16 protein-coding genes are annotated in these 21,322 nt (G+C 44.7%); 6 read left to right on the top strand and 10 right to left on the bottom strand.

Annotation, left to right across the window (positions count from 1 at the left end):
* The 3 genes from cydC to trxB form a co-directional block, all read right to left on the bottom strand.
* Positions 1 to 1,722, bottom strand: a complete 1,722-nt coding sequence (gene cydC / locus R7Z78_RS04870; protein ID WP_053349524.1) for a heme ABC transporter ATP-binding protein/permease CydC — start codon at positions 1,720 to 1,722, stop codon at positions 1 to 3.
* Complete coding sequence (gene cydD / locus R7Z78_RS04875) at positions 1,715 to 3,502, bottom strand: heme ABC transporter permease/ATP-binding protein CydD (protein WP_104975251.1); 1,788 nt, start codon at positions 3,500 to 3,502, stop codon at positions 1,715 to 1,717. The genes cydC and cydD overlap by 8 nt, the downstream gene beginning before the upstream one ends.
* A gap of 103 nt (positions 3,503 to 3,605) precedes the next feature.
* Positions 3,606 to 4,565 (bottom strand): thioredoxin-disulfide reductase, encoded by a 960-nt coding sequence (gene trxB / locus R7Z78_RS04880; RefSeq protein WP_005377991.1) that lies wholly within the window; start codon positions 4,563 to 4,565, stop codon positions 3,606 to 3,608.
* Positions 4,566 to 4,924: 359 nt separating this feature from the next.
* Here trxB and R7Z78_RS04885 point away from each other — a divergent pair, with 359 nt between their 5' ends.
* Both R7Z78_RS04885 and R7Z78_RS04890 read left to right on the top strand, forming a co-directional pair.
* The gene (locus tag R7Z78_RS04885) at positions 4,925 to 5,581 is read left to right on the top strand and encodes a 2OG-Fe dioxygenase family protein (RefSeq protein WP_005377989.1); all 657 of its coding nucleotides are present in this window, start codon (positions 4,925 to 4,927) and stop codon (positions 5,579 to 5,581) included.
* A complete protein-coding gene (locus R7Z78_RS04890) occupies positions 5,565 to 6,800 on the top strand; it encodes a cysteine desulfurase-like protein (protein WP_005377986.1) in 1,236 nt (411 codons plus the stop codon). The genes R7Z78_RS04885 and R7Z78_RS04890 overlap by 17 nt, the downstream gene beginning before the upstream one ends.
* Before the next feature lie 90 nt (positions 6,801 to 6,890).
* On the opposite strand, the gene R7Z78_RS04895 is transcribed toward R7Z78_RS04890, so the two are convergent.
* A complete protein-coding gene (locus R7Z78_RS04895; RefSeq protein WP_005377984.1) occupies positions 6,891 to 7,715 on the bottom strand; it encodes a DUF2797 domain-containing protein in 825 nt (274 codons plus the stop codon).
* Between the two features lie 336 nt (positions 7,716 to 8,051).
* On the opposite strand from R7Z78_RS04895, the gene R7Z78_RS04900 reads away from it, so the two are divergent.
* Positions 8,052 to 9,371: a GGDEF domain-containing protein gene (locus tag R7Z78_RS04900; RefSeq protein WP_104975252.1), complete on the top strand. Its 1,320-nt coding sequence runs from the start codon at positions 8,052 to 8,054 to the stop codon at positions 9,369 to 9,371.
* A gap of 161 nt (positions 9,372 to 9,532) precedes the next feature.
* Here the strand turns inward: R7Z78_RS04900 and R7Z78_RS04905 are convergent, their stop codons facing one another.
* The 3 genes from R7Z78_RS04905 to R7Z78_RS04915 all read right to left on the bottom strand — a co-directional run bounded on the left by R7Z78_RS04905 (position 9,533) and on the right by R7Z78_RS04915 (position 13,700).
* Positions 9,533 to 10,903: an SLC13 family permease gene (locus tag R7Z78_RS04905; protein WP_005377981.1), complete on the bottom strand. Its 1,371-nt coding sequence runs from the start codon at positions 10,901 to 10,903 to the stop codon at positions 9,533 to 9,535.
* Between the two features lie 219 nt (positions 10,904 to 11,122).
* Positions 11,123 to 11,857 carry a vancomycin high temperature exclusion protein gene (locus R7Z78_RS04910; RefSeq protein ID WP_005388862.1) on the bottom strand — a complete coding sequence of 245 codons (735 nt, stop codon included), beginning with the start codon at positions 11,855 to 11,857 and terminating at the stop codon, positions 11,123 to 11,125.
* 154 nt (positions 11,858 to 12,011) lie between these two features.
* Positions 12,012 to 13,700: an NAD-dependent malic enzyme gene (locus R7Z78_RS04915; RefSeq protein ID WP_005377977.1), complete on the bottom strand. Its 1,689-nt coding sequence runs from the start codon at positions 13,698 to 13,700 to the stop codon at positions 12,012 to 12,014.
* A gap of 213 nt (positions 13,701 to 13,913) precedes the next feature.
* Between R7Z78_RS04915 and R7Z78_RS04920 the strand changes: the two genes are divergently transcribed.
* The 3 genes from R7Z78_RS04920 (at position 13,914) to R7Z78_RS04930 (ending at position 18,937) form a co-directional block, all read left to right on the top strand.
* Positions 13,914 to 16,268 carry a helicase-related protein gene (locus tag R7Z78_RS04920; protein WP_104976003.1) on the top strand — a complete coding sequence of 785 codons (2,355 nt, stop codon included), beginning with the start codon at positions 13,914 to 13,916 and terminating at the stop codon, positions 16,266 to 16,268.
* Positions 16,269 to 16,556: 288 nt separating this feature from the next.
* Positions 16,557 to 16,934 carry a hypothetical protein gene (locus tag R7Z78_RS04925; protein WP_005377965.1) on the top strand — a complete coding sequence of 126 codons (378 nt, stop codon included), beginning with the start codon at positions 16,557 to 16,559 and terminating at the stop codon, positions 16,932 to 16,934.
* Between the two features lie 329 nt (positions 16,935 to 17,263).
* Positions 17,264 to 18,937 (top strand): alkaline phosphatase D family protein, encoded by a 1,674-nt coding sequence (locus tag R7Z78_RS04930; RefSeq protein WP_054577921.1) that lies wholly within the window; start codon positions 17,264 to 17,266, stop codon positions 18,935 to 18,937.
* A gap of 78 nt (positions 18,938 to 19,015) precedes the next feature.
* On the opposite strand, the gene R7Z78_RS04935 is transcribed toward R7Z78_RS04930, so the two are convergent.
* From R7Z78_RS04935 to R7Z78_RS04945, 3 genes are all read right to left on the bottom strand, one after another.
* Positions 19,016 to 20,119, bottom strand: coding sequence for a phosphoribosylaminoimidazolesuccinocarboxamide synthase (locus tag R7Z78_RS04935; RefSeq protein ID WP_064368087.1), 1,104 nt, complete (start codon positions 20,117 to 20,119; stop codon positions 19,016 to 19,018).
* 203 nt (positions 20,120 to 20,322) lie between these two features.
* Positions 20,323 to 20,715 carry a SulA-like leucine-rich domain-containing protein gene (locus tag R7Z78_RS04940; RefSeq protein WP_064368089.1) on the bottom strand — a complete coding sequence of 131 codons (393 nt, stop codon included), beginning with the start codon at positions 20,713 to 20,715 and terminating at the stop codon, positions 20,323 to 20,325.
* A gap of 411 nt (positions 20,716 to 21,126) precedes the next feature.
* Positions 21,127 to 21,309 (bottom strand): hypothetical protein, encoded by a 183-nt coding sequence (locus R7Z78_RS04945; RefSeq protein WP_005377960.1) that lies wholly within the window; start codon positions 21,307 to 21,309, stop codon positions 21,127 to 21,129.
* Between the last annotated feature and the right edge of the window lie 13 nt (positions 21,310 to 21,322).

The following is a 21,322-nucleotide window of genomic DNA, read 5'->3' on the forward strand; positions in this document are numbered from 1 at the left end:
TTATAGAGATTGTAATAGCTGGTAGTAACGACCTTTTTGAGCGAGTAGCGTTGGATGGTCGCCTTGTTCGATGATCTCACCTTGTTCCATCAAACAGATGCTATCCATACTTTCTAACTCTATCAGTCGGTGTGTAATGAATACTACTGTCTTATTAGCAAAGTGTTCATTGAAAAGCGCCATCACTTTTTGTTCCGTACGCTTATCGAGGCCTTCAGTCGGCTCATCTAAGAGTAGGATTGGGGCATCACGTAGCAATGCTCGAGCAATACCGATTCGGCGTTTCTCACCACCAGATAACTGACGACCGCCGTCGCCTAACCAAGCGTCTAAACCTGGCTCTTCAAGAAGTCCGCCAAGCTCGACTTTTCGTAAAATAGTAGACAGTTGCTCATCACTTGCATCCGGAGCGGCCATGAGTAAGTTGTCACGTAGTGTCCCGTTTAGTACATCTACGCGTTGACTGACCACAGTCATTGCTGCTCGCAGGTCCGACTCGCTCCAATCTTGCAGTTTTGTACCACCGATTCGAACTTCACCTTGGTTAACATCCCAGTAGCGGCAAAGAAGCTGAATCAGTGTTGATTTACCTGAACCTGTTTGACCTACAATTGCAGTTTTAGTGCCCAACGGTAGTGAGAGTGACAAGTCTTTCAGCACCTTTTGCTGACCGTCAGGGTAAGTAAAATCTATGTTGTCGAATTCAATGTCTAACGTTGTGTCTTTATGTTTCGACTGCTCAGGGAAGACGACGTCAGGTTCAGCCAAAATTACTTCATTTAAACGACGAGCAGAAGTCAACGTTTGACCGAGATACTGGAATGCGCCCGCGATAGGCATCAGAATCTCAAAGCTAGCCATGGTTGCAAACGCGAACAGCGCAATCCAAGGATCAGGAGCACGACCACCTACGCCGTCTGCAGCAAACCAAAGCATCACAACCAGTGTAATGCCGTTCACCAGCATAAGCAGGCCTGAAGCCATGCCCGTTAAATTCGCGTTCACAAATTGGTTAGACAGCAACTGCTTCTGCTTCTCTAGAATGAGATTACGATAACGTTCTTCTGCTCCAAAGATACTCAGTTCACTGTAGCCTTGAAGCCAGTCCAGTGTCGCCACTCGCAATTGCGCTTTATGATGAGTGAGATTCTCGCCATTGTTTTTACCCAGTTTATAGAACAGTACTGGCCATACAAACAACATGACGGTAAGAATCGAGCCAAGCAGTAGGGCGAGATGCCAATCAAAGAACGCCAGGACAGCCGTTAAACTCAATATGCCAAAAACACCAATCACGACAGGGCTGATAAGTCGAAGGTAAACGTGATCCATCGCATCTACGTCCGCTACTAAGCGGTTGAGCAGATCGGCATCACGCATCGTAGAAACACGACCCGGAATCAGTGGTGCAAGTTTCTTAAAGAAGAAGATGCGTAGATCGGTAAGCAGCTTGAACGTTGCATTGTGGCTAACGACACGTTCTCCCCATCGACCTGCGGTTCGAGCCATTGCAGCGCCGCGTACCCCGGCACCTGGTAACATGTAGTTGAAGGTCTCACGAGCAACCGTCAAGCCTGCCACCGCTGCGGCTGAAATAAACCAACCTGATAGCGTTAATAAGCCAATAGACGCCGCTAAGGTCAGAAATGCCAGTAGCATACCTAGCGAAAGACCAAACCAGTGTTTTTTATAGAGTTTTAGATAAGGGAGTAAATCACGCATCTAAGTTCCCCTTGTCTGTTTCACGTTGTGCGAGGTTCGCTTCCAACATGTCTTTAAATAAGCCATCTTCTGTCGACAGTGTGGCGTAATCACCACGTTGAACAATCTGGCCGTCCTGCATAACAAGAATTTGCGATACGTTTTGTAAAGGCGCAAGTTGGTGAGTAATCATCAAATTCGTTGTGGCATGCGCATACTTGTTAATGCCTTCCATCACGAGTTTTTCACTGCGAGCATCTAAGCTTGCGGTTGGTTCATCTAATAACCAAAAACGACCATTTTGTAGCATGGCGCGAGCCAGTGCTAAACGCTGCGCTTGGCCGACAGATAAACCACTAGAACGATCAGATATCGGATAATCCAACCCATGCATTTCAACAAATTCAGCAGCGTGAGAGTCATTCAACACAGAATGTACGTCTGCATCCTGAACATTGTGCTTACCTAGTGTGATGTTATCTCGAATGCTACCGTGTAATAGCATCGGGTTTTGACCAATCCAGCTTACTGCCTCTCGCCATGTGGCTAGATCCAGTTGCGACAATTCACAACCATTAATCTTCAAGCTACCTTGATAAGGCATGAAACCGAGGATGGTGTTTACCAAGCTTGTTTTACCTGCGCCACTTGGTCCAACTAAAGCCGTACTTTTGTTGGCTTCAAGAGAGAAGGATAGGGGACCTGCGAGCTGCTTACCTTCCGGACTAAAAATGGTTAACTGGTTCGCTTCAATATGGATAGGGCTGTTTTTATCTAACGCTTGGGTACCATCTTTGATTTGATCGACTTCCAAATCCAGAAACTCGACAATGCTTTCTGCTGCCCCAACCGCTTGCTGTTTCGCATGATAGAACGTGCCCAAATCACGTAATGGCTGATAAAACTCTGGAGCAAGAATCAGAATGAACAAACCAGCAAAGAGCGTAACACCTGTGCCGTAGTAGCCGAAGTCCAGCTCCCCGATATAACTAAAGCCAAAGTAGACAGCGGTAATTGCGATAGAAATGGAAGTGAAAAACTCTAACACCGCAGAAGACAGAAACGCGATTTTCAGAACGTCCATGGTACGAGTACGAAAGACTTCTGAAGCACCCTTTAGCGTCTCAGTTTCAGATTTTGTTCTATCGAATAAGCGAATGGTTGTCATTGCTTGCAAGCGGTCATAAAAGTGACCCGACAAACGCTGCATCGCTTTAAAGTTTTTACGGTTTGCTTCTGCGGCTTTCATCCCAACCAGTGCCATGAAAATAGGCACTAGTGGTGCAGTGACCAGGAAGATCAAGCCTGCTGCCCAGTTTACTGGGAATACGACAACCAAAATGATGAAAGGCACTAGTACCGATAATGACATTTGAGGCAAGTAGCGTGAGAAGAAATCTTGCATATCTTCTACCTGCTCTAAGATGAGCGTTGCCCAACTGCCAGCAGGTTTGCCTTTGATGTAAGCTGGCCCAAGCTTATGAACTTTATCTAAAATGAGTTGGCGAATATAAACTCGAATTTGCTCCCCGCAACGGTAACCGGCAAGCTCTCGACCCCAGGTACAAGCAGCTCGACCGATAACCGTGCCACCGAGCCCAACAAAATGCCAAATGAGCTCGGCTTTGTCGACTTGGTCAATGATTAACTGGTGCAGAATGGAGGCGAGCAGGGCTGCTTGAGCCAATAAAAACACGCTTGAAAGTACGCCTAGGCCTATCGCAATCATAAGCCAGCGCTTGGCTAACTTACTTTGTTGCTTCAGCCACTTATTCAAGCTGCTTTGCTTTTTCTTATCCATCGTGAAGGCTTAATGATAATTGTTTTAATGAGGCGGTAGTATACAAAAGAAAACCCAGCGGGAATACCGCTGGGCTTTAAGGATATGACACAAATGTGAAAAGTTATTTGTCACCAAGTGAGTCTAAGAAACGTTCAGCATCTAATGCAGCCATACAACCTGTACCTGCAGAGGTGATCGCTTGACGGTAGTTGTGGTCCATTACGTCGCCAGCTGCAAATACACCTTCGATACTAGTTTGTGTTGCGTTGCCTTCAAGACCTGATTGAACGATGATGTAGCCATCTTTCATGTCTACTTGGCCTTCAAAGATTTGTGTGTTTGGCTGGTGACCAATTGCGATGAATGCACCCATTACATCGATATCTTCTGTCGCACCGCTGTTCACGTCTTTAATGCGGACGCCCGTTACGCCCATATCGTCACCCAGTACTTCATCGAGAGTGCGATCGGTATGAAGAACGATATTACCGCTTTCAACTTTATCCATCAGACGTTTCACAAGGATCTTCTCTGCGCGGAATGAATCGCGGCGGTGGATCAGGTGAACTTCTGACGCAATGTTAGATAGGTATAGCGCTTCTTCAACAGCCGTGTTACCACCGCCCACAACTGCAACTTTCTGATTACGGTAGAAGAAACCGTCACAGGTTGCACAAGCAGAAACGCCGCGACCTTTAAATGCTTCTTCAGACTCAAGGCCAAGGTATTTTGCTGATGCGCCGGTAGATATGATTAAGGCATCACAAGTGTACTCACCTGAGTCGCCTTTTAAACGAAATGGGCGTTGTGATAGCTCTACTTCATTGATGTGATCAAATACGATTTCAGTTTCAAAACGCTCGGCGTGTTCTTTCATGCGATCCATCAATGCTGGACCTGTCAGTCCCTCAGCATCGCCTGGCCAGTTTTCAACTTCAGTTGTGGTGGTTAGCTGACCACCTTGTTGCATTCCCGTCACAAGCACAGGGTTTAAGTTTGCACGCGCTGCGTAGACGGCAGCTGTGTATCCTGCAGGACCAGAACCAAGAATTAATAATTTACAGTGTTTTACGTCGCTCATTATGGCTCCAAAAAGGGCGTAACATTTCCCTCGATTGTATGGAAATTCTTAGTGCTTTAAAAGCATAAACAACGATTGTGATCGAATAATTGGTTATAGATTAGAACCCACTAAATATTGATTGAGAACGTTGACTTCTAGCATAAAATTCTATTCGTAGTAGAGAAGTCTAGTTTCAAATATTGTCAAAGCGTAAAACTGAAACATGGCTCTGTTTTTGTGGTTTGGTTTGGTTTGTTATGTTGTTTTCGTCGTTTTGTTGAAGCTATCAACGTTAAAAGCTGGTAATTGCAGAATATTTGCGTAACCTAGTGTGTAAATTAAATGTTAATTAATGTGCCTCATTAAAGGAGCAAATGATGTTACATTCACGTGAGAATACTCTACATTTAACACAGCTCAGCATGGCAGCAATTGAGCAGCTTTCCCCATCGTTTGAAGAACTGCCTCGTACCGAACATGCAGATGGTCAGTATCGACTACGACGTTATTCTGTGGTTGGCTTTGATAACGGCAAAGTCATCGACTTAAATAAAAATAGCTTTGTTCAATCCTCTGATATCAACCGATTTCAAGGTGATGTAGTAAGACAATTCGAGCCAATTGAGAAGGATATTCTTACCAGCGATGGATTTCGAGAAATGTGTGAATTGTTTGTCAATGCGAATCATCTGCCAAACGGTCAAGAAATAGAAATTCACCAAATCCGTATCAGGGCACTGGAAGAAGAAACCCAAGTAGCACCTGAAGGTGTGCACCAAGACGGTTTTGATCATATTGCAATGGTTGGTGTGGGACGCCATAACATCATCGGTGGCGACATCATGCTGTACAGCAGCCATAACCAAGCCCCATTTTTCCGTAAAGTGCTAGAAACCGGAGAGGTCGCAATCTTGGCTGATAGCAAGCTGTGGCATAACGCGTGCCCAATCCGCTCTGTTATTGATGACGAAGCGGGCCATATGGATGTATTTGTACTTACTGCTACGGATAAGCGTAATGAACTTCAATCTTAATCAGATCAGAGAGCAATTTCCGGCGTTGGCTCAATACCACAACGACAAGCCCGTGACGTTTTTTGATGGTCCAGGTGGCTCACAAGTGCCTCAACCAGTACTAGACAGCATGGTTGGGTATTTAGGTCGTTTCAACGCTAACTTAGGCGGGCATTATTTTTCTAGCCAAGTGACCGTTGACGTAATGCAAAATGCGCGTGAGTCGGCTCAGGCTCTACTTAATGCCCCTTCATCTGGCAATATTGTCTTCGGTGCCAATATGACCTCACTAACCTTTCAGCTTAGTCGCGCGATTAGTCGAGATTGGCAAGCAGGAGATGAGATCATTGTCTCCGCTTTGGATCACTATTCAAATGTATCCAGCTGGCAGCAAGCGGCAGAAGATAAAGGCGTTACGGTTCATCAAGTTCGTATCAACGAAGAAGATTGTACGCTTGATATGGAGCATTTAAGCCGCCTTCTTTCTGATAAAACGCGCCTTGTCGCTGTGACTTATGCATCGAACACGACGGGCTCTATTGTGGATGTACAGCAAGTAGTCAGCATGGCGCACAATGTTGGGGCACAAGTTTATGTGGATGCCGTCCATTATGCGCCTCATCATTTGGTTGATGTTCAAGCGTTAGGTTGTGACTTTTTAGCTTGCTCAGCTTACAAGTTTTTCGGACCACACGTTGGTATTGCTTACATAGCCGATCAGTGGCTCCACAGTATTCGCCCTTACAAAGTCGAGCCTGCCACTAATATAGGCCCTGGTCGATTTGAAACAGGAACGCAAAGTTTTGAAGGTCTTGCTGGTGTCGTTTCTGCGGTTGAGTATCTGGCTCAATTTGGTGAAGTCGGTTTACCTCTTCGCCAACGATTGGAGCAAAGCTACCAACTGTATGAACAACATGAGCAGCGCTTGAGTGAGCGTTTCTTGCAGCGTTTGAATGCATTAGATGGTGTCAATCTATTCGGTATCGCAAAGGAAGATAGCCAACTCCGCACGCCAACTTTTGCGCTAACGTTTGACCGATATTCTCCAGAGTTCATCGCGAAAACACTGGGTGAACATAACATTTGTGTATGGAATGGTCACTTTTATGCGTTGGGCTTAGTTCGTCAACTTGGTTTAGAAGAATCGGGTGGTGTAGTGCGAATTGGTTGTATGCATTACAACACAATAGAAGAAGTCGATATGTTATTCGATGTGCTAGAAAGCATCCTTGACGCATAACTAACGATTTCTTCCTAATAGAAAAACAAAAGCTCGAGTCAAACTCGAGCTTTTTTCATTTTTATTTGAATCAACGCGTTCTGCAAGCGATTACTCACTAACTTCAACTTCATAGGAAGTGAATTTTCTTACATTAATAACGCCGGTATCAAAGATGAGGTATTGACCTTTGATGCCTTGCAAAGTGCCAGTAACAACCGGGTTTTTATCGAAGTTATGCGAAGTGATCTTCGTTGGGTGCTGTTGTACCGGGTAGCTAAGGTCGGTAATGCTTTCGTTTAATACTTCAATGGCATCTTCGCCGAATTGCTGTTTTATCTCGGCAATTTTCTCTTCGACTAAAGGCAATAGCTCAGCAAAACGGTCCTGCAATGCCATAGGTTCACCGTCACCTTTTAGCAGTGTGCGCCAATTGGTCTTGTCTGCGATATGTTTCGCCAGTTCAACTTCAATTAAACCGGAGATATGGCGAGTTTTTACTTTAAAAATTGGCAAGCCCTGAGTCGCGCCTTGGTCAATCCAACGAGTCGGGATTTGAGTATGACGAGTAATACCAACTTTTAAGCTGGATGTGTTGGACAGGTAGACAAAGTGATCCACCATGCAATTCTCTTCACCCCATTGTGGTTCGCGACAAGTCCCTTGATCGTAGTGGCAGGTCTCTGGCTTCATGATACACATGTCGCAGCTTGCTAGCTTTTTCATGCATACAAAACAGTGGCCTTGCGAATAACTCTTTTTCGTTTTCTTTCCACATGAGCAACAAAAAATATTGCCAGTGTGAGTCAGTGTGAGCGTTTTACCCAGAAACGGAGTTAAGTCGATTTCTTCCTCACCGACAGGAAGACGGTAGTTGACGGCACCGTCCAGAGAAGCACGCATTTTGTTTAGCGTGCCAGTTGCAATTAATGACATGACATTACTCATTATTGTGTTTTTGCACAGTATATACTGAAGTGGAGAAGAGATGCAGGGTTGACAGGAGCTTTAAAGTAAATGTCTTGCACTAAATTATTATGCATCGTGTTTTATTTTCTAAAAATTATGGCTGTGAAATGCTTCGCAAATAGAAGTTGAGCTGCACTTTTTAGAAATTTTAAAACGTGATAACGGTTCAAAATCCGTTACTATGTGTCGAAACTAAGAATTGAATGAGAAAGTGATTTTATTTCTTGATAAATCACCTTGATTTCATTTTTTGAAATTATTGAACCTCACGTATTGCATATAATCTCAGCAGGTCACTTGCCCATGAAGTGGATCCATAACTTTATCTTTGCTCTTTCTATTTGCACTATCAGTTTGGTTGCCCTTTATAGTGTGCTTGGCGATACGCGAAAGCTGACCATTACACCTGAGCATTTCAATATCTATGCAACTAAAGATGCCAGTGAAGGAGGTGTGAGTGAGGCTGATATCACATACGATCGGCAAAGCCTAGTTCTTAGCTGTGAACTAAAGCAGAGCTCGTATGCTTGGCCTTACTGCGGAATCTCGGTTTATACCGATTCAGCAACGCCAACACAGGGTATTGACCTTTCCAACTACCATACGATTCGATTGAAGGTGCGATATGAAGAGGCAGGAATAGGGGCTAACACTAGCCACGACCTACGTTTGTATCTTCGCAATTATAATTCTGAGTATTCCAAGCCGGACGACGAGTACACCATTAAATATAATGGCATGCAGTTTTCTCCGTCGGGTTCGATCGATATTGTCGAAATTCCGATTAAAAATCTTCAGGTGATGACCTGGTGGTTAGCAGATAACGGAGTCGCGATTGAACACTCTGCACCTGAATTTTCAAACATCACACGTATTGATATTGCAACTGGGTCTGGTGCGGCACTTGGTAAACATAGAATTGTGATTGATAAAATTGAGTTTGAAGGCGCTTACCTTGCGCAAGAAACATTGTTGTATGCATTATTACTCTCTTGGATGGCGCTTGGACTGGCTTTTTCACTGCATGAGTTACGAAAAAATAGAGTGGCTTATGAAAAAGCGCAAAAGCGTCACCGTCATTTGGAAAAGGTGAATGATACTTTGCGAGCTCAAAACTATGAGTTTGCAGAGTTAGCGCATCGAGATGCTTTGACGGGCGCGATGAACCGATATGCTGTGCAACACTGGCTGGAACAACAATCTCGTCAGGTTCGCTGGGGGCATAACACCTTCAGTATTCTCTATTTGGACTTGGATAAGTTTAAAAAGGTGAACGACAAATTTGGGCACCAAATGGGGGATGACATATTGCGCGAATTTGTCATGGTGGTAGCGACTTCTATTTACTCAGACGATCGACTCGTTCGTTGGGGCGGCGAAGAGTTTGTCGTATTTTGCCCTGATACCAATATTGAACAAGCGTTAGAGAAGGCAGAAATGATTCGCAAAAATGTGGAGGATCATTTGTGGGTGCACGGTGATTCATTAACTTGCAGTATTGGCGTTGCCCAAATGCAGAATGAACGCGTCTCAGAAACCATGGCGAGAGCTGACGAAGTGTTGTATCAGGCGAAGCGCAATGGCCGCAACCGAGTGGAAGCTTATTATGGTTTACTTGCTTGAGAAAAGAAGCAAGCCTGATAGCCGTTCACTGAAAGGAAAGAAAAAAGGTGGCCAACTGGCCACCAAGAGGGAAACTGCTGAACACCACTTAGGGGGGGAAGTTTGGGTTATCGATACGATTACCGTGAGCAGCAGTGTAGTGCTAATCGAACTTGCTATTTTTACCAGAACAACCAAGCGAAAAGCGTTAGTGCAGCAATACACGCAATGTTTAATACGAAACCAATTCGCATCATTTCTTTTTGCTTGATATGACCCGTACCGAACACAATCGCGTTTGGAGGTGTTGCAACTGGTAACATAAATGCACAAGATGCAGCGACGGCAATCAGTGCAGAAAGAATAACCGGAGACATGCCTAAGGCTTCTGCAATGGTCGCAAATACAGGGACAAGTAGCGCAGCACTGGCGGTGTTACTCGCAAACTCAGTCAAGAAGACAACAAAAGCAACCACTGCAAGAATCGTTAAGAGAATACCGGCTTGCTCAAGGAAGCCTGACAAGCTATGAGCCAAAAATACGCTTGTTCCGGTTGCTTTTAGGACGTTACTCAGACAGATACCACCACCAAATAGGATTAACACACCCCAGTCGGTTGTTTTCTCAATATCTTTCCACTCGACGGCGCGAGAAGCACCAAGTAGAAGGATGGCGCCAATAGCTACAAGAGTATCGAACTTCGCGAAGCCACCCAGCATAGCGTTAATAGGCTTACTGAATATCCACAACGTCACGGTCAGTAAGAAAATCGCCAACGTAATCATTTTGCCGTTTGTCCATTCGACTGGTTGATGGTCAAGGTCAAACTTGTGGCTAAGGTCAGGCTTAGTCATCGTGTACAATACGAGGATAGCGATTGGCATTAATACTAGGGAAATAGGTACACCAAACTTCATCCATTCAGTGAAGCTTAGGCCAACTTCAGCGGCTGCAATTGCGTTTGGTGGGCTACCAACCAGTGTTGCAATACCACCAATTGAAGCACTGTAAGCGATACCGAGTAGAACAAACAAAAAGGTGTTGTGGTTTTTCTTGGCGTCTAGCTTTGTCATCACACCCAGCACAAGCGGTAACATCATCGCGGCGGTGGCGGTGTTTGAAATCCACATTGACAGGCCAGCACTCACACCAAATAGCATGAATACAGCGACAGACATTTTTCCTCTTGCCAGCAATAGTACTTTATCTGCAATAGCTTGATCTAACTTTTGTTTATGTAGAGCCGCAGCTAGTGCAAAACCACCCAAAAATAGAAAAATGATGGAGTTGGAAAAGTTATTCAGTGCGGTTTGAGTGTTGAACACACCCAAAAATACCGCAAGTAGTGGTATGAGCAGCGCGGTAATGCTGACGTGAATCGCTTCGGTTAGCCACAGAATAGCAACAAAAACTAAGATGCTCAGGCCGGTTACTACTTGTGGTTCAAAGGGTAAGGTATTAAACAAGATAATGAACAATAGGATATTCGCGTTCAAAATCATGCTGTTGCGAGTGAAGAACCAATTCTTCAATGTCACAGCGAGTGCGGTCATGGGTAGTGCTCCTTTTGCATTGCCTTTTGTCGGTTTTTTTATGGCAAAGTAACTGACTTGTAGTTATTTATTGATGAAATGTTACTTTGAATGCGAAAAAGAGTTTTGCCTGAATCGTAGAGCAAATTAGAAAGTGTGATGTTGAGAATTGGAAATGGGTAGAAAACTACCCATTTGTTTTATAGAAATGTTACTAGGCTTGTGAGCCACGTTATTCCTCTATTCGACGGGGACTTGAAGAGGCTCGTTAGCTGCTTTATTTGGCTCTTTTACTGCGACGATAGGTTCTTGAGGGCCAAGAAACTTAGGCTGCGTATTGATAATATACAGGTCTAAAAACGCTTTCACACGGGCTAGCAGTTCTCGAACACGCATCGATGTTTTTTGCTTGTTGGCCGTCGGCCCTGCTACCGCGAGACACTGCGCATCAATGCTGTAAGCATCAGCGATGAACAGTGCGCGTTCGCAGTGAAAGCGTTGAGTCACAATCAGAAATCGCTCCGAAGCAAAAATTTTTTTTGCTCGTACAATCGAATCTAAGGTACGAAAGCCAGCATAATCAAGGTGAATCACTTCTTCAGGCACGCCTGCTTTAAGTAAGTCGCGTTTCATTGTCCACGGTTCGTTATATGAACGGTGGGCGTTATCACCACTCAATAAAAACTGTTTTACTTTGCCTTGGTTGTAAAGCTCAATCGCCGCATTAATGCGATGAGTGTAGTAAGTGTTGAGGATCTTTCCGATGTATTTACTGGTACCAAGAACTACGGCAACCTCATGTTGAGGGATTTGCTCGTATTCAGTGAAAATGCTCTCTTTGGCTTGTAAAACCACCCACCGGTCGATGGCAATAACAGAAACAAGCAGACTAAGTGCAGAGATCGACAAAATCAAAGCAAATCGCTTCCAGGAAAATTTCAGCTTCCACTTTGATCTTATGCGAGAAAACAACAAAACGTTTTATATCCTTAACTAAAAATGTAGTTCTCATCATATCTGATAGAAACAAAAAGAGAGAAGCCCATTTATGCCAAAATCTGGTTAGGATGATAAAAAAATAAAAGCCCCTACATGGTAGGGGCTAATTATTAAACGAATTGTCTCAAGCTTAGAACGCAGTGCGTTTGTAGCGGCGGTAAACAGGTTGCCAGAACGACTGTTCAATCGCCACGTTCAATGCTTCATCAGTAATTTCTAATGCGACACCTTGTTCAATTGCCTTTTTACCAACGGCAAATGCGATTTTTTTCGATACTAAGTGGATCTCTTCCAGTGGTGGAAGTAGTGCCCCACGACCGTTGATTGCTAGAGGAGAACATGTTGCGAGCGCGCGGCTTGATTCCATTAGCATCTCGTCAGTGACACGTTTTGCATTGACAGCAAGTACACCAAGGCCAATGCCTGGGAAGATGTAGCTGTTGTTACATTGTGCAATAGGGTAAGTGCGACCTTCATGAACCACTGGCTCAAATGGGCTACCTGTTGCAACCAGTGCTTCACCATTTGTCCAACGAATGATGTCGTTCGGTGTCGCTTCCACGCGGCTTGTTGGGTTCGACAGAGGGAAGACAATCGGACGCTTACAGTGTTTATGCATTTCTTCGATGACTTCTTGGCTAAATAGGCCAGGCGCACCAGAAACACCAATTAGTACCGTTGGCTTGGCGTTACGCATAACATCGAGTAGTGAGAAGCCATTTCCTTCATTTTCCCACTCTTTCGTATTGGTATGCTTTTGCACCAAGCGTTGTTGGAAATCAAGAAGGTTAGGCATGCCTTCTTGTAACAGACCCCAACGGTCAACCATGTAAACTTGTGAGCGAGCTTGCTCGTCAGAAATTCCTTCCGATACCATTTGTGCGATGATCGCTTCTGCGATACCACAACCAGCAGACCCTGCGCCTAGGAAGGTAATACGTTGTTTAGAAAGCTGAGTTCCTGCTGCTTTACAGGCGGCAAGTAGAGAGCCAACAGTAACAGCTGCAGTACCCTGAATATCATCATTGAAGCAACACACGCGGTCTTTGTAACGCTCTAGAAGAGGCATCGCATTTTTCTGAGCAAAGTCTTCGAACTGGATCAAAGCATCAGGCCAACGGCGCTGTACCGCTTGGATAAACTCTTCTACAAATGCATCGTATTCTGCACCCGTAATACGAGGATGACGCCAACCCATGTACATCGGATCAGCTAAGCGTTGCGGGTTATTGGTACCCACATCAAGCACGATTGGTAGCGTGTAAGCAGGGCTGATACCACCACACGCGGTATATAGTGACAGTTTACCGATAGGAATACCCATGCCGCCGATACCTTGGTCACCCAAGCCAAGGATACGTTCGCCATCTGTCACAACAATCACTTTAACGTTGTGGTTTGCTGCGTTGTTCAGCAAGTCGTCAATACGGTCACGGTTTGGGTATGAAATGAACAGACCACGACCACGACGGTAAATGTTAGAGAAGTTTTCACATGCTGCGCCAACAGTCGGTGTGTAGATGATAGGCATCATCTCAGAAATGTGATTTTGCACTAGGCGGTAATACAATGTTTCGTTGGTGTCTTGGATATTACGCAGATAAATGTGCTTATCCATATCGCTTTCGAAACTTTTGTATTGCTGGTAGGCACGTTCCACCTGCTCTTGGATAGTTTCGGTCGACTCTGGAAGCAGACCTTCTAAGTTGAATGAACTACGTTCTTCAGCAGAGAATGCACTGCCTTTGTTCAAAAGAGGGGTTGCTAAAAGAGCCGGACCCGCATATGGAATATATAGTGGGCGTTTATCGTTGTTCATTGGGTGCCTTATGTAGGGTTGAAGGATGCGCACCAAATTTTAACGGGTTCACTATTTAGTTGTAAACATGCGTTGATGCACATCAATGTAATGTCGCAAAAAAATTCAGATACCGACGAAAATATCGGCAATATTGGTTGTTTAGAGATACCTAAAGCAGGATTTTTTTACTTGGGTATAATGTTTTGCATCATCAAATCAAATCCAATTTCTATGTTTCAACTACCTATCGACAGCCTGAAAGCCGAGTTTGACCATCATGTAAGCCTTAACCATCTTGTGGTGGAAGCCGAAACCGGGTCGGGTAAATCTACCCGCTTGCCCATGTGGGCGGCAAAACACGGACGCGTTCTGGTTATTGAACCACGTCGAATTGCTTGTACCTCGCTGGCTGAATTTCTTGCGGAGCAATCTGGAGAGCCAATAGGTCGCAAAGTCGGTTACGCGATCAAGCTTCATGCCTACTTTGATGAAAAAACCGAAGTTGTATTTGTGACTCCGGGGGTTGCACTGCGTTGGTTTTCGGAAAACAAGCTAGCAGACTTTGATGTCGTGATAGTGGACGAATTTCACGAGCGACGCTGGGATATTGATCTATTAACCGCCATTTTGAAGCAAGAAAATCAACATCGATTGATCGTCACTTCCGCTACCTTAGAAGGCGAAAAGCTAGCGCGTTACCTGAATGCTAAGCGCCTGAGTTCGGAGGGACGTTGCTTTCCAGTCACGGTGACACATCGTTCTACAGACAGCCGCTATTTACCGAACAAAAAGGGATGTGAACAGGAGGTTGTCGGAGCGGTAAAAGAAGCACTGGAAGATGAAGATGGCGATATTCTTGTTTTTCTCCCAGGACGTAAAGAGATCGCCCAATGCGCGCAGATGCTACAAAGCAGCAGTGATGTCATGGTGGTTAAACTTCATGCCTCGGTCAGTGATGCAGAACGACATCGTGCGCTGACGGTACAAAAGCAACGGAAAGTCGTATTGGCAACCAACGTCGCGGAAACCTCTCTGACCATTCCTAATATCCGTGTGGTAATCGATAGTGGTTTAGAGCGCAGAACTGTACAACGAAATGGACGTACAGCACTGACATTAACCAACATTTCTAAGGCCAGTGCCGCGCAGCGAATGGGGCGAGCAGGTCGCGTTACCGAAGGGGCTTGTATTCGTCTATATGGTGAGCACGCGCCTTTAGAGTTGGTGACACCTCCAGAATTACACAGAGAAGAGCTCGTCGAGCCCATGCTGGCAGCGGCTTGTTGTGGGTACCGTCTCTCAACACTCGATTTTCTCGACTCAATTCCCCCAAAGTCGCTAGAGGCATCTCATTCGACGTTGTTATCTATGGAAGCGATTGATGAGGATGGCAATGTCACGCAGCATGGGAGAAAAGTATATCCACTACCCATTGATGCACTGTTTGCCGATCTCGTTACCAGAATTCAAGCGAAGCCAGAGAAGGAAGCAATGATTGATTTGGCTGCCGCCTTATCTGTGCCTGCGCAGCTCTATCAGCGACAAAGTGGTGAAGTTGCTGAGCTTCTATCTCAAGAGGAGCCATACGGGTGTGATGCCTCTTTGCTTATCCGTTTGGTTCGGGGGGAGCGACTTCCGGGCATTGTCATTGATGCCAGCGCACTCGAAGAGGCGCAAGGTTTAGCGAAACAAATGCGAGAAGTATTTGAATTACCGGAACTTGACGTTGCCTCTCGATATAAACGTGAAGCGCTCTTTTTTTCCATCGCCTCATTGCACCCTGAGCTTGTGTTTGTCCGACGAGCTCGTCGAAGAGATGCTCTAGGAAATGGCGTAGTCGAGATGCTGGTTGGGCGTAACAGCCGCTTTCCTGATAAAGAAGAAGCGGCCATCGTGCTAGATAGCCATAGCGTGCCAGGACGAGGCGTTAAGCAAACACTAAACCTCGCATCGGTTATGATGCCTATCCCGCTGACGTTATTACGCGAACTTGAATTTGGGGAGTGGCGACAAGGTGAGACGAATTATGAAGAAGAGACGCCAAGAGCAACAATGCATTTGGTCTACGCCGGGCGAACAGTCTGTTCTGAACACCAAGCGTTACAAGGTGATGTTGCTGTTCAGTCTATTGTCGAAATGATAGAAGACGAGACACTGTTACCAGGTTTTGCTTCTCAAAGAAAACAACAAATCCAACACTGGAAACTCTACAACGCATTGGGCCTTAATGTCGAAGGAGAAGAGGTTAACGACTTGGCCTCCTTGACATTTTCTAGCTGGTTAAAGGATCAGTTGGAAACATTAGGCGTTGAAAATGTCGATGATATGGCGTTATTTGAACCGGAAGACTTAACATTTAACGGTGTTCCAGAATGGGAATACGACGATTTCACGGAGCAGTACCCTTTAGAACTTTCGCTGCCAGAACTCCAACTGGATGTTGAGTATTACGCGTCTCGCAAGCTGGTACAGGTCGTTTATCGAGAGGGAAACCGTAAGGGAGACCCGAAGCGTTGGGAGCTGCCACGCTGGGCTGGTTGGAAGATACAGTATAAAAAGGCCAGTCGAGTGATTGATGTGAAGTAGGTCGGCGGATGACGTTGTGACAAGAATTGATATTTTCTTGGTGAATCTATAATTATTTCATATTGATAGCGTTACTTGTGTGTTGTTTTTAGTTTCTTAATTGAAATATTAATCAATTGAATGCTTATATATGGCGAAGCTGTACATCAGTTGTTACAAAGCTGGTTTTAATATTTCCTTTTGTATGTAAATTAGGGCATAAAAGACGAATGTTTTATATCCCATTGCTATATCAAAACAGTTGAACGATATTTGGTATATCTCATTTTCGAGTGTCGGGGGCATAGAATGGATCAACAAGGAAAGACGTGCATTGAATTCGACTACACTAGCTTTTTAGGAGCGACAGGTAGTAAGAAATGGACCTTTTTAGAGGCATTTGCCACCATCGCGCCTATTTTCGGTTTGATGTGGAAACAGAACATTGCGGAATTGAGCAAGCCTGAAGATCGGTTGTGGGATGCCGCATTAAAATCGATGTCTTCTCGTAAAAGTGATGAATCCAATTTGGTCCGCTTAACCCAGCTAGCTAAACATGAAGGGATCAATGAATTGCGAGTCGTTATGCCATATTCGCTCGATGTTCAGCAAATCGAGTACATAGAATCTCGCAGTCAGTTGAAGGTGGATACGTCAGAACAAGATGTCCTTAACATCAAGTTTTAGGCTGAACATTTCCACTTCATCGATGTACCACTTAACAATAGTGCAATGAAAAGCGACCTCAAAGTAGGTCGCTTTTTATTTTGAGGTTTTTGTCGCAGGTCTTAGGAAATGTGATGAATATAGAGTATTTGCACTTAAATTAACAAAAATGTAACCTTTGGAAATGCAATTGTCATAACTAGCTTCTAACTTTGTGTTTTTAGGACAAATTACCGACTAAGTGGTTGGTACTGTAAGTTCGAATTAACGTCCCTTATTGGCATACAAGGATGATCGAGTCACCACGTCATTTGGGCATAAAAACAAACACAATAAGAAAGGAAGTCAATATGTCTTTGTCTCGTCGAGACTTTATGAAAGCTGCCTCTTCAACGGCGATTGTTACCGGGCTGGTGGGCTGTGGTAGCGATGCTAGTGAATCTGCTGCGGTTACCTTTGAGCACGGAGTGGCGAGTGGAGATCCTACTCAAACACAAGTAATCATTTGGACTCGAGTTACGACCTCAGCAAGCTACGCAGATGTAAGCTGGCAAGTTTCTTCTAATGAAAATTTTACTGATATCGTGCAAAGTGGCACTTTCGCTACAGATACGAGCCGAGATTTTACGGTAAAAGTTGATGTTCAAAACCTCAACGCAAATTCTCACTATTACTATCGATTCATGGTTGGAGATGTCACTAGCGAAGTCGGGCAAACTCAAACATTACCAGAGGGTGGTGTAGAAAAGGCATCCATGGCCGTTGTTTCTTGTGCAAACTATCCTGCTGGTTATTTCCATGTGTATCGAGAGATCTTAAATCAACATGAGCAAGAACCGTTTGATGTGGTACTTCATCTCGGTGATTACATTTATGAGTATGGGGCTGGTGGCTACGCTAGTGAAGATGCTGAGGCACTAGGGCGAGAGCCAAGCAAAGGCACTGAATGCATTACCTTAGATGATTACCGAAAACGGTATGCGCAATATCGCCAAGATGCTGATCTGCAAGCGTTACATGCGAGCCTACCAATGATTGCAGTCTGGGATGACCATGAGCTTGCAAATGATAGTTGGAAAAATGGTGCGGAAAACCATCAAGAAGAGGAAGGCAGCTTTAATGATCGTCGTGCAGCTGCGGCTGCCGCGTGGACAGAATGGTTGCCCGTTCGTGAAAACACTTTCTCAAACATGCTGATTTACCGTCAGTTTTCGTTTGGAAGTTTAGTCAATTTGATGATGCTCGACACGCGACTTGTGGGGCGTGATAAACCGTTGGATTATTTCTCGCTCAGCTCACCAACGATGGAAGCGATTGGCGGTTTAGTTGCTCAGTCGCGCAGTCAAGACCGAGAGCTGTTAGGCGGTGACCAACTCGCGTGGCTGATGGATGCGTTCAGTACGCACGACGCAACTTGGAATGTGCTAGGGCAACAAGTGTTAATGTCTCGTATGGAGTTGCCAAGTTCGGTTATGACCGCGATGTTTCAATTGTTTACTGCCACTGAAGAACAAAAAACAGAGGCGTTATTAGCGGTAAACTCTGCGATTACGGGTTATCTCTCTGACCCAAGTTTAGATACCATTGCTTTGCCATATAACCTAGATGCATGGGATGGTTACTACGTTGAGCGAGAGAACGTTTATCAACTGGCCAAAGCCAGCAGTGGTAACTTTGTCTGTTTGGCAGGAGATACGCACAACGCATGGGCAAGTGAGCTTAAAGACGTATCTAAGCATCCTATCGGGGTAGAGTTTGCGACTAGCTCTGTGAGTTCCCCTGGGTTAGAGGCCTACCTCGCGTTAGACCCTGTTGCGATCGCTCAAATGGAATACACGCTGCCGCACTTAGTGTCAGAATTACAGTGGGCAGACATCAAACAGCGTGGCTTTATGCGCGTTACTTTTACGCCCGACAAGGCAGAGTCGACCTGGTATTTCGTATCAACGATTAAAGACAAAACATATCAGGTGACGACCAAGTCAGCCTCTACAACAGATGGCACTACGTTAAATATCGGCTAAACTGAGCCTAATACGAAAAAAGTCCGCAAGCTAGTGCGGACTTTTTATTGGAAAGCATTTAGCAATCTAGCGACAGTGCTAGTCAATCAATCCGTATTCTTTGCTCAGAACTTCGATGATTTCCGCTTTCGGATTCTCACTCAAATGAATCGGCTTGCCTGTAATCTTCTCGGCAATACCAATGTAGGTGCTCGAAATCGCCATCAAAGATTCGACGGGTAAAGCATTATCACGAGCGAGTGCTTCACGCTCTGGCATACGTTCTTTATTTAGCAAGATATCTGGGTCAGGGAAGTGGTTAAGTAGGAACTGGCGGAAACCTTCTTTTGAGTTCTCTACGATGTGACCTGCTTGGTACTCTTTAGCATCCCATATACGAGACGAGTCTGGTGTACCCACTTCATCCATGTAAATCAGCTTTTCATTGCCAGCAGCATCATGAACATAACCAAATTCGAATTTGGTATCGACAAAGATTTGGTCAATTGCTTCTAATGCTTGACTGATAACGTTAAAGCCTTCTTTCAGCAGTTTTTCGTAGAGTGCGATATCGTCCGCACTTGAGAAGTTAAATGCTTCGTAGTTGTCTACGATATTTTGACGAGTAATATTAACGTCATCCGCTTCTGGCACACCGGGAATGCCTTTTAGAATGCCTTTTGTGGATGGGGTCATTAGCAACTCTGGCAGTGCTTTGTCTTTTTCTAACCCTTCAGGAAGTTGGATTCCACAAAACTCGCGCTCGCCATTTGCGTAAGCGCGCCACATCGAACCCGTGATGTATTTGCGGCAGATGGCTTCGATTTTTACCGGTTTGGCTTTTTGTACAATCCAAACAAAAGGGTGAGGAATGTCTAGAATATGGCTATCTGCTAAGCCATTTTCTTTGAACAGTTTGAACCAGTGATTAGAAATCGCATTAAGCGCAGCCCCTTTACCCGGGACACCATTAAGACCACCTTCAGCATGCCAAATACAATCGAATGCAGAGATTCGGTCGCTAATCACCATGATAGCCAAAGGCGCATCTGGAGCGACATTGTATCCTTTTTCTTTGATCAGTCGGGCGCTGTCTTCTTCAGTTAACCAGTAAACTGAACGAACTTTTCCACTATGAACGGGTTTATGGGTGCGAATTGGCAGGTCGTCATTGACGGCAAGTACTTGATTAGCAAGGCTCATTGCGACATTCCTATCATCTTAATCAAACGTCAGAAAGAGAAGATATTCAGCAAAATGTGGGCGCTGAATAAATCGAATGTGGGCATCATACCAGAACTATTTTAACTCGCCAGAGAAAAAGCAAACGTTTGCCTGTTTTCTTTAATACAAAAAAAGCCCCCTTAAAAAGGAGGCGAGATGCAGGATGGATAACGTCGAACTTATTAGTGGTACTTATTAACTCTGCCTTCGACGAAAAAGACTTCACACTGATAGCGCTGCGCCATGTCGCGCAACATAGATTGATTCATAAGTGCAATTTTATTGGATGCGACAACAGCACTGGCATTGCCTGAGCAGATGGCTTTTATCACGATCTCGACTTCTGAAAGCTGTTGAGAGGGCTTCATTTGAATAACGTTTTTACAGCAAATATTAGAAGCAGTGAGTTGTTCAAAGTCTGGACGAGGGCAGTCTGCTGTAAACAAAATCCATTGTTTCTGCTGCGATAAAACAGCCAGCTTAGATAGAAGCTGATCCGAAACGGCCATGGGCTTAGTTGCTTGTGCCAATACGTTGTAACGAGAGTATGTATGAGATTGACTTTGTAACTGCATCTTACTGTTCCTTTATACATGCTGTATGTGTATACAGTAGTTTGTTTTGGTGACCTGATCAACCAGTTTCTCAAAAGTTATTTGCGGTTTTTTGAGAAGGAAATAAAAGGATTTGATTCTAAGTAATTGAATTTATGTGGTTGTTTTTCATTTTTGATATGTCTAACATCAATTTAAAAATGTGAGGTGAGTAGAAAACTGGACGAGAGACATACAGGGGTTTACTACTGTATATACAGGTGTTTTTCACGGACAATGGTTTGTATACAGTGGGAGAGGGCTGATAACCGATGCGACGTGCTATGTAAGATAGGAGGGAATACGAGATAGAGATTGGAAATAGGGCTTGGCCGATCAAAAAAGCGCCTTAAGAGGCGCCTTTGAAAATCAGTTCCGTTGATTCCGTCTTGCTTAGCTCGCTCGTTGCAAGCGTTCGCGCATTTGTAATTCGCCTTGGTTAAATAGGCGCACGTCGATTTTCGCCATGTCGTAACAAGCTTTACATGAGTAGTGGTGCTTGCCATCTAAATAATCGTGACGAGTTACAAGGCTAGGTTTTTTACACCAATCACAGGTGCCTTCTTCAGTGAACATTGATTTTCTCCCC

The sequence above is a fragment of the Vibrio sp. 1167 genome, assembly GCF_033340375.1.
Lineage (GTDB): Bacteria > Pseudomonadota > Gammaproteobacteria > Enterobacterales > Vibrionaceae > Vibrio > Vibrio alginolyticus.

Coding starts and splice junctions, on each gene's coding strand:
- cydC (WP_053349524.1), bottom strand. CDS start 1,722: ATGCGTGATTTACTCCCTTATCTAAAACTCTATAAAAAACACTGGTTT.
- R7Z78_RS04915 (WP_005377977.1), bottom strand. CDS start 13,700: ATGAACAACGATAAACGCCCACTATATATTCCATATGCGGGTCCGGCT.
- R7Z78_RS04900 (WP_104975252.1), top strand. CDS start 8,052: ATGAAGTGGATCCATAACTTTATCTTTGCTCTTTCTATTTGCACTATC.
- R7Z78_RS04930 (WP_054577921.1), top strand. CDS start 17,264: ATGTCTTTGTCTCGTCGAGACTTTATGAAAGCTGCCTCTTCAACGGCG.
- R7Z78_RS04895 (WP_005377984.1), bottom strand. CDS start 7,715: ATGTCATTAATTGCAACTGGCACGCTAAACAAAATGCGTGCTTCTCTG.
- trxB (WP_005377991.1), bottom strand. CDS start 4,565: ATGAGCGACGTAAAACACTGTAAATTATTAATTCTTGGTTCTGGTCCT.
- R7Z78_RS04920 (WP_104976003.1), top strand. CDS start 13,914: ATGTTTCAACTACCTATCGACAGCCTGAAAGCCGAGTTTGACCATCAT.
- R7Z78_RS04935 (WP_064368087.1), bottom strand. CDS start 20,119: ATGAGCCTTGCTAATCAAGTACTTGCCGTCAATGACGACCTGCCAATT.
- cydD (WP_104975251.1), bottom strand. CDS start 3,502: ATGGATAAGAAAAAGCAAAGCAGCTTGAATAAGTGGCTGAAGCAACAA.
- R7Z78_RS04890 (WP_005377986.1), top strand. CDS start 5,565: ATGAACTTCAATCTTAATCAGATCAGAGAGCAATTTCCGGCGTTGGCT.
- R7Z78_RS04885 (WP_005377989.1), top strand. CDS start 4,925: ATGTTACATTCACGTGAGAATACTCTACATTTAACACAGCTCAGCATG.
- R7Z78_RS04940 (WP_064368089.1), bottom strand. CDS start 20,715: ATGCAGTTACAAAGTCAATCTCATACATACTCTCGTTACAACGTATTG.
- R7Z78_RS04905 (WP_005377981.1), bottom strand. CDS start 10,903: ATGACCGCACTCGCTGTGACATTGAAGAATTGGTTCTTCACTCGCAAC.
- R7Z78_RS04945 (WP_005377960.1), bottom strand. CDS start 21,309: ATGTTCACTGAAGAAGGCACCTGTGATTGGTGTAAAAAACCTAGCCTT.
- R7Z78_RS04925 (WP_005377965.1), top strand. CDS start 16,557: ATGGATCAACAAGGAAAGACGTGCATTGAATTCGACTACACTAGCTTT.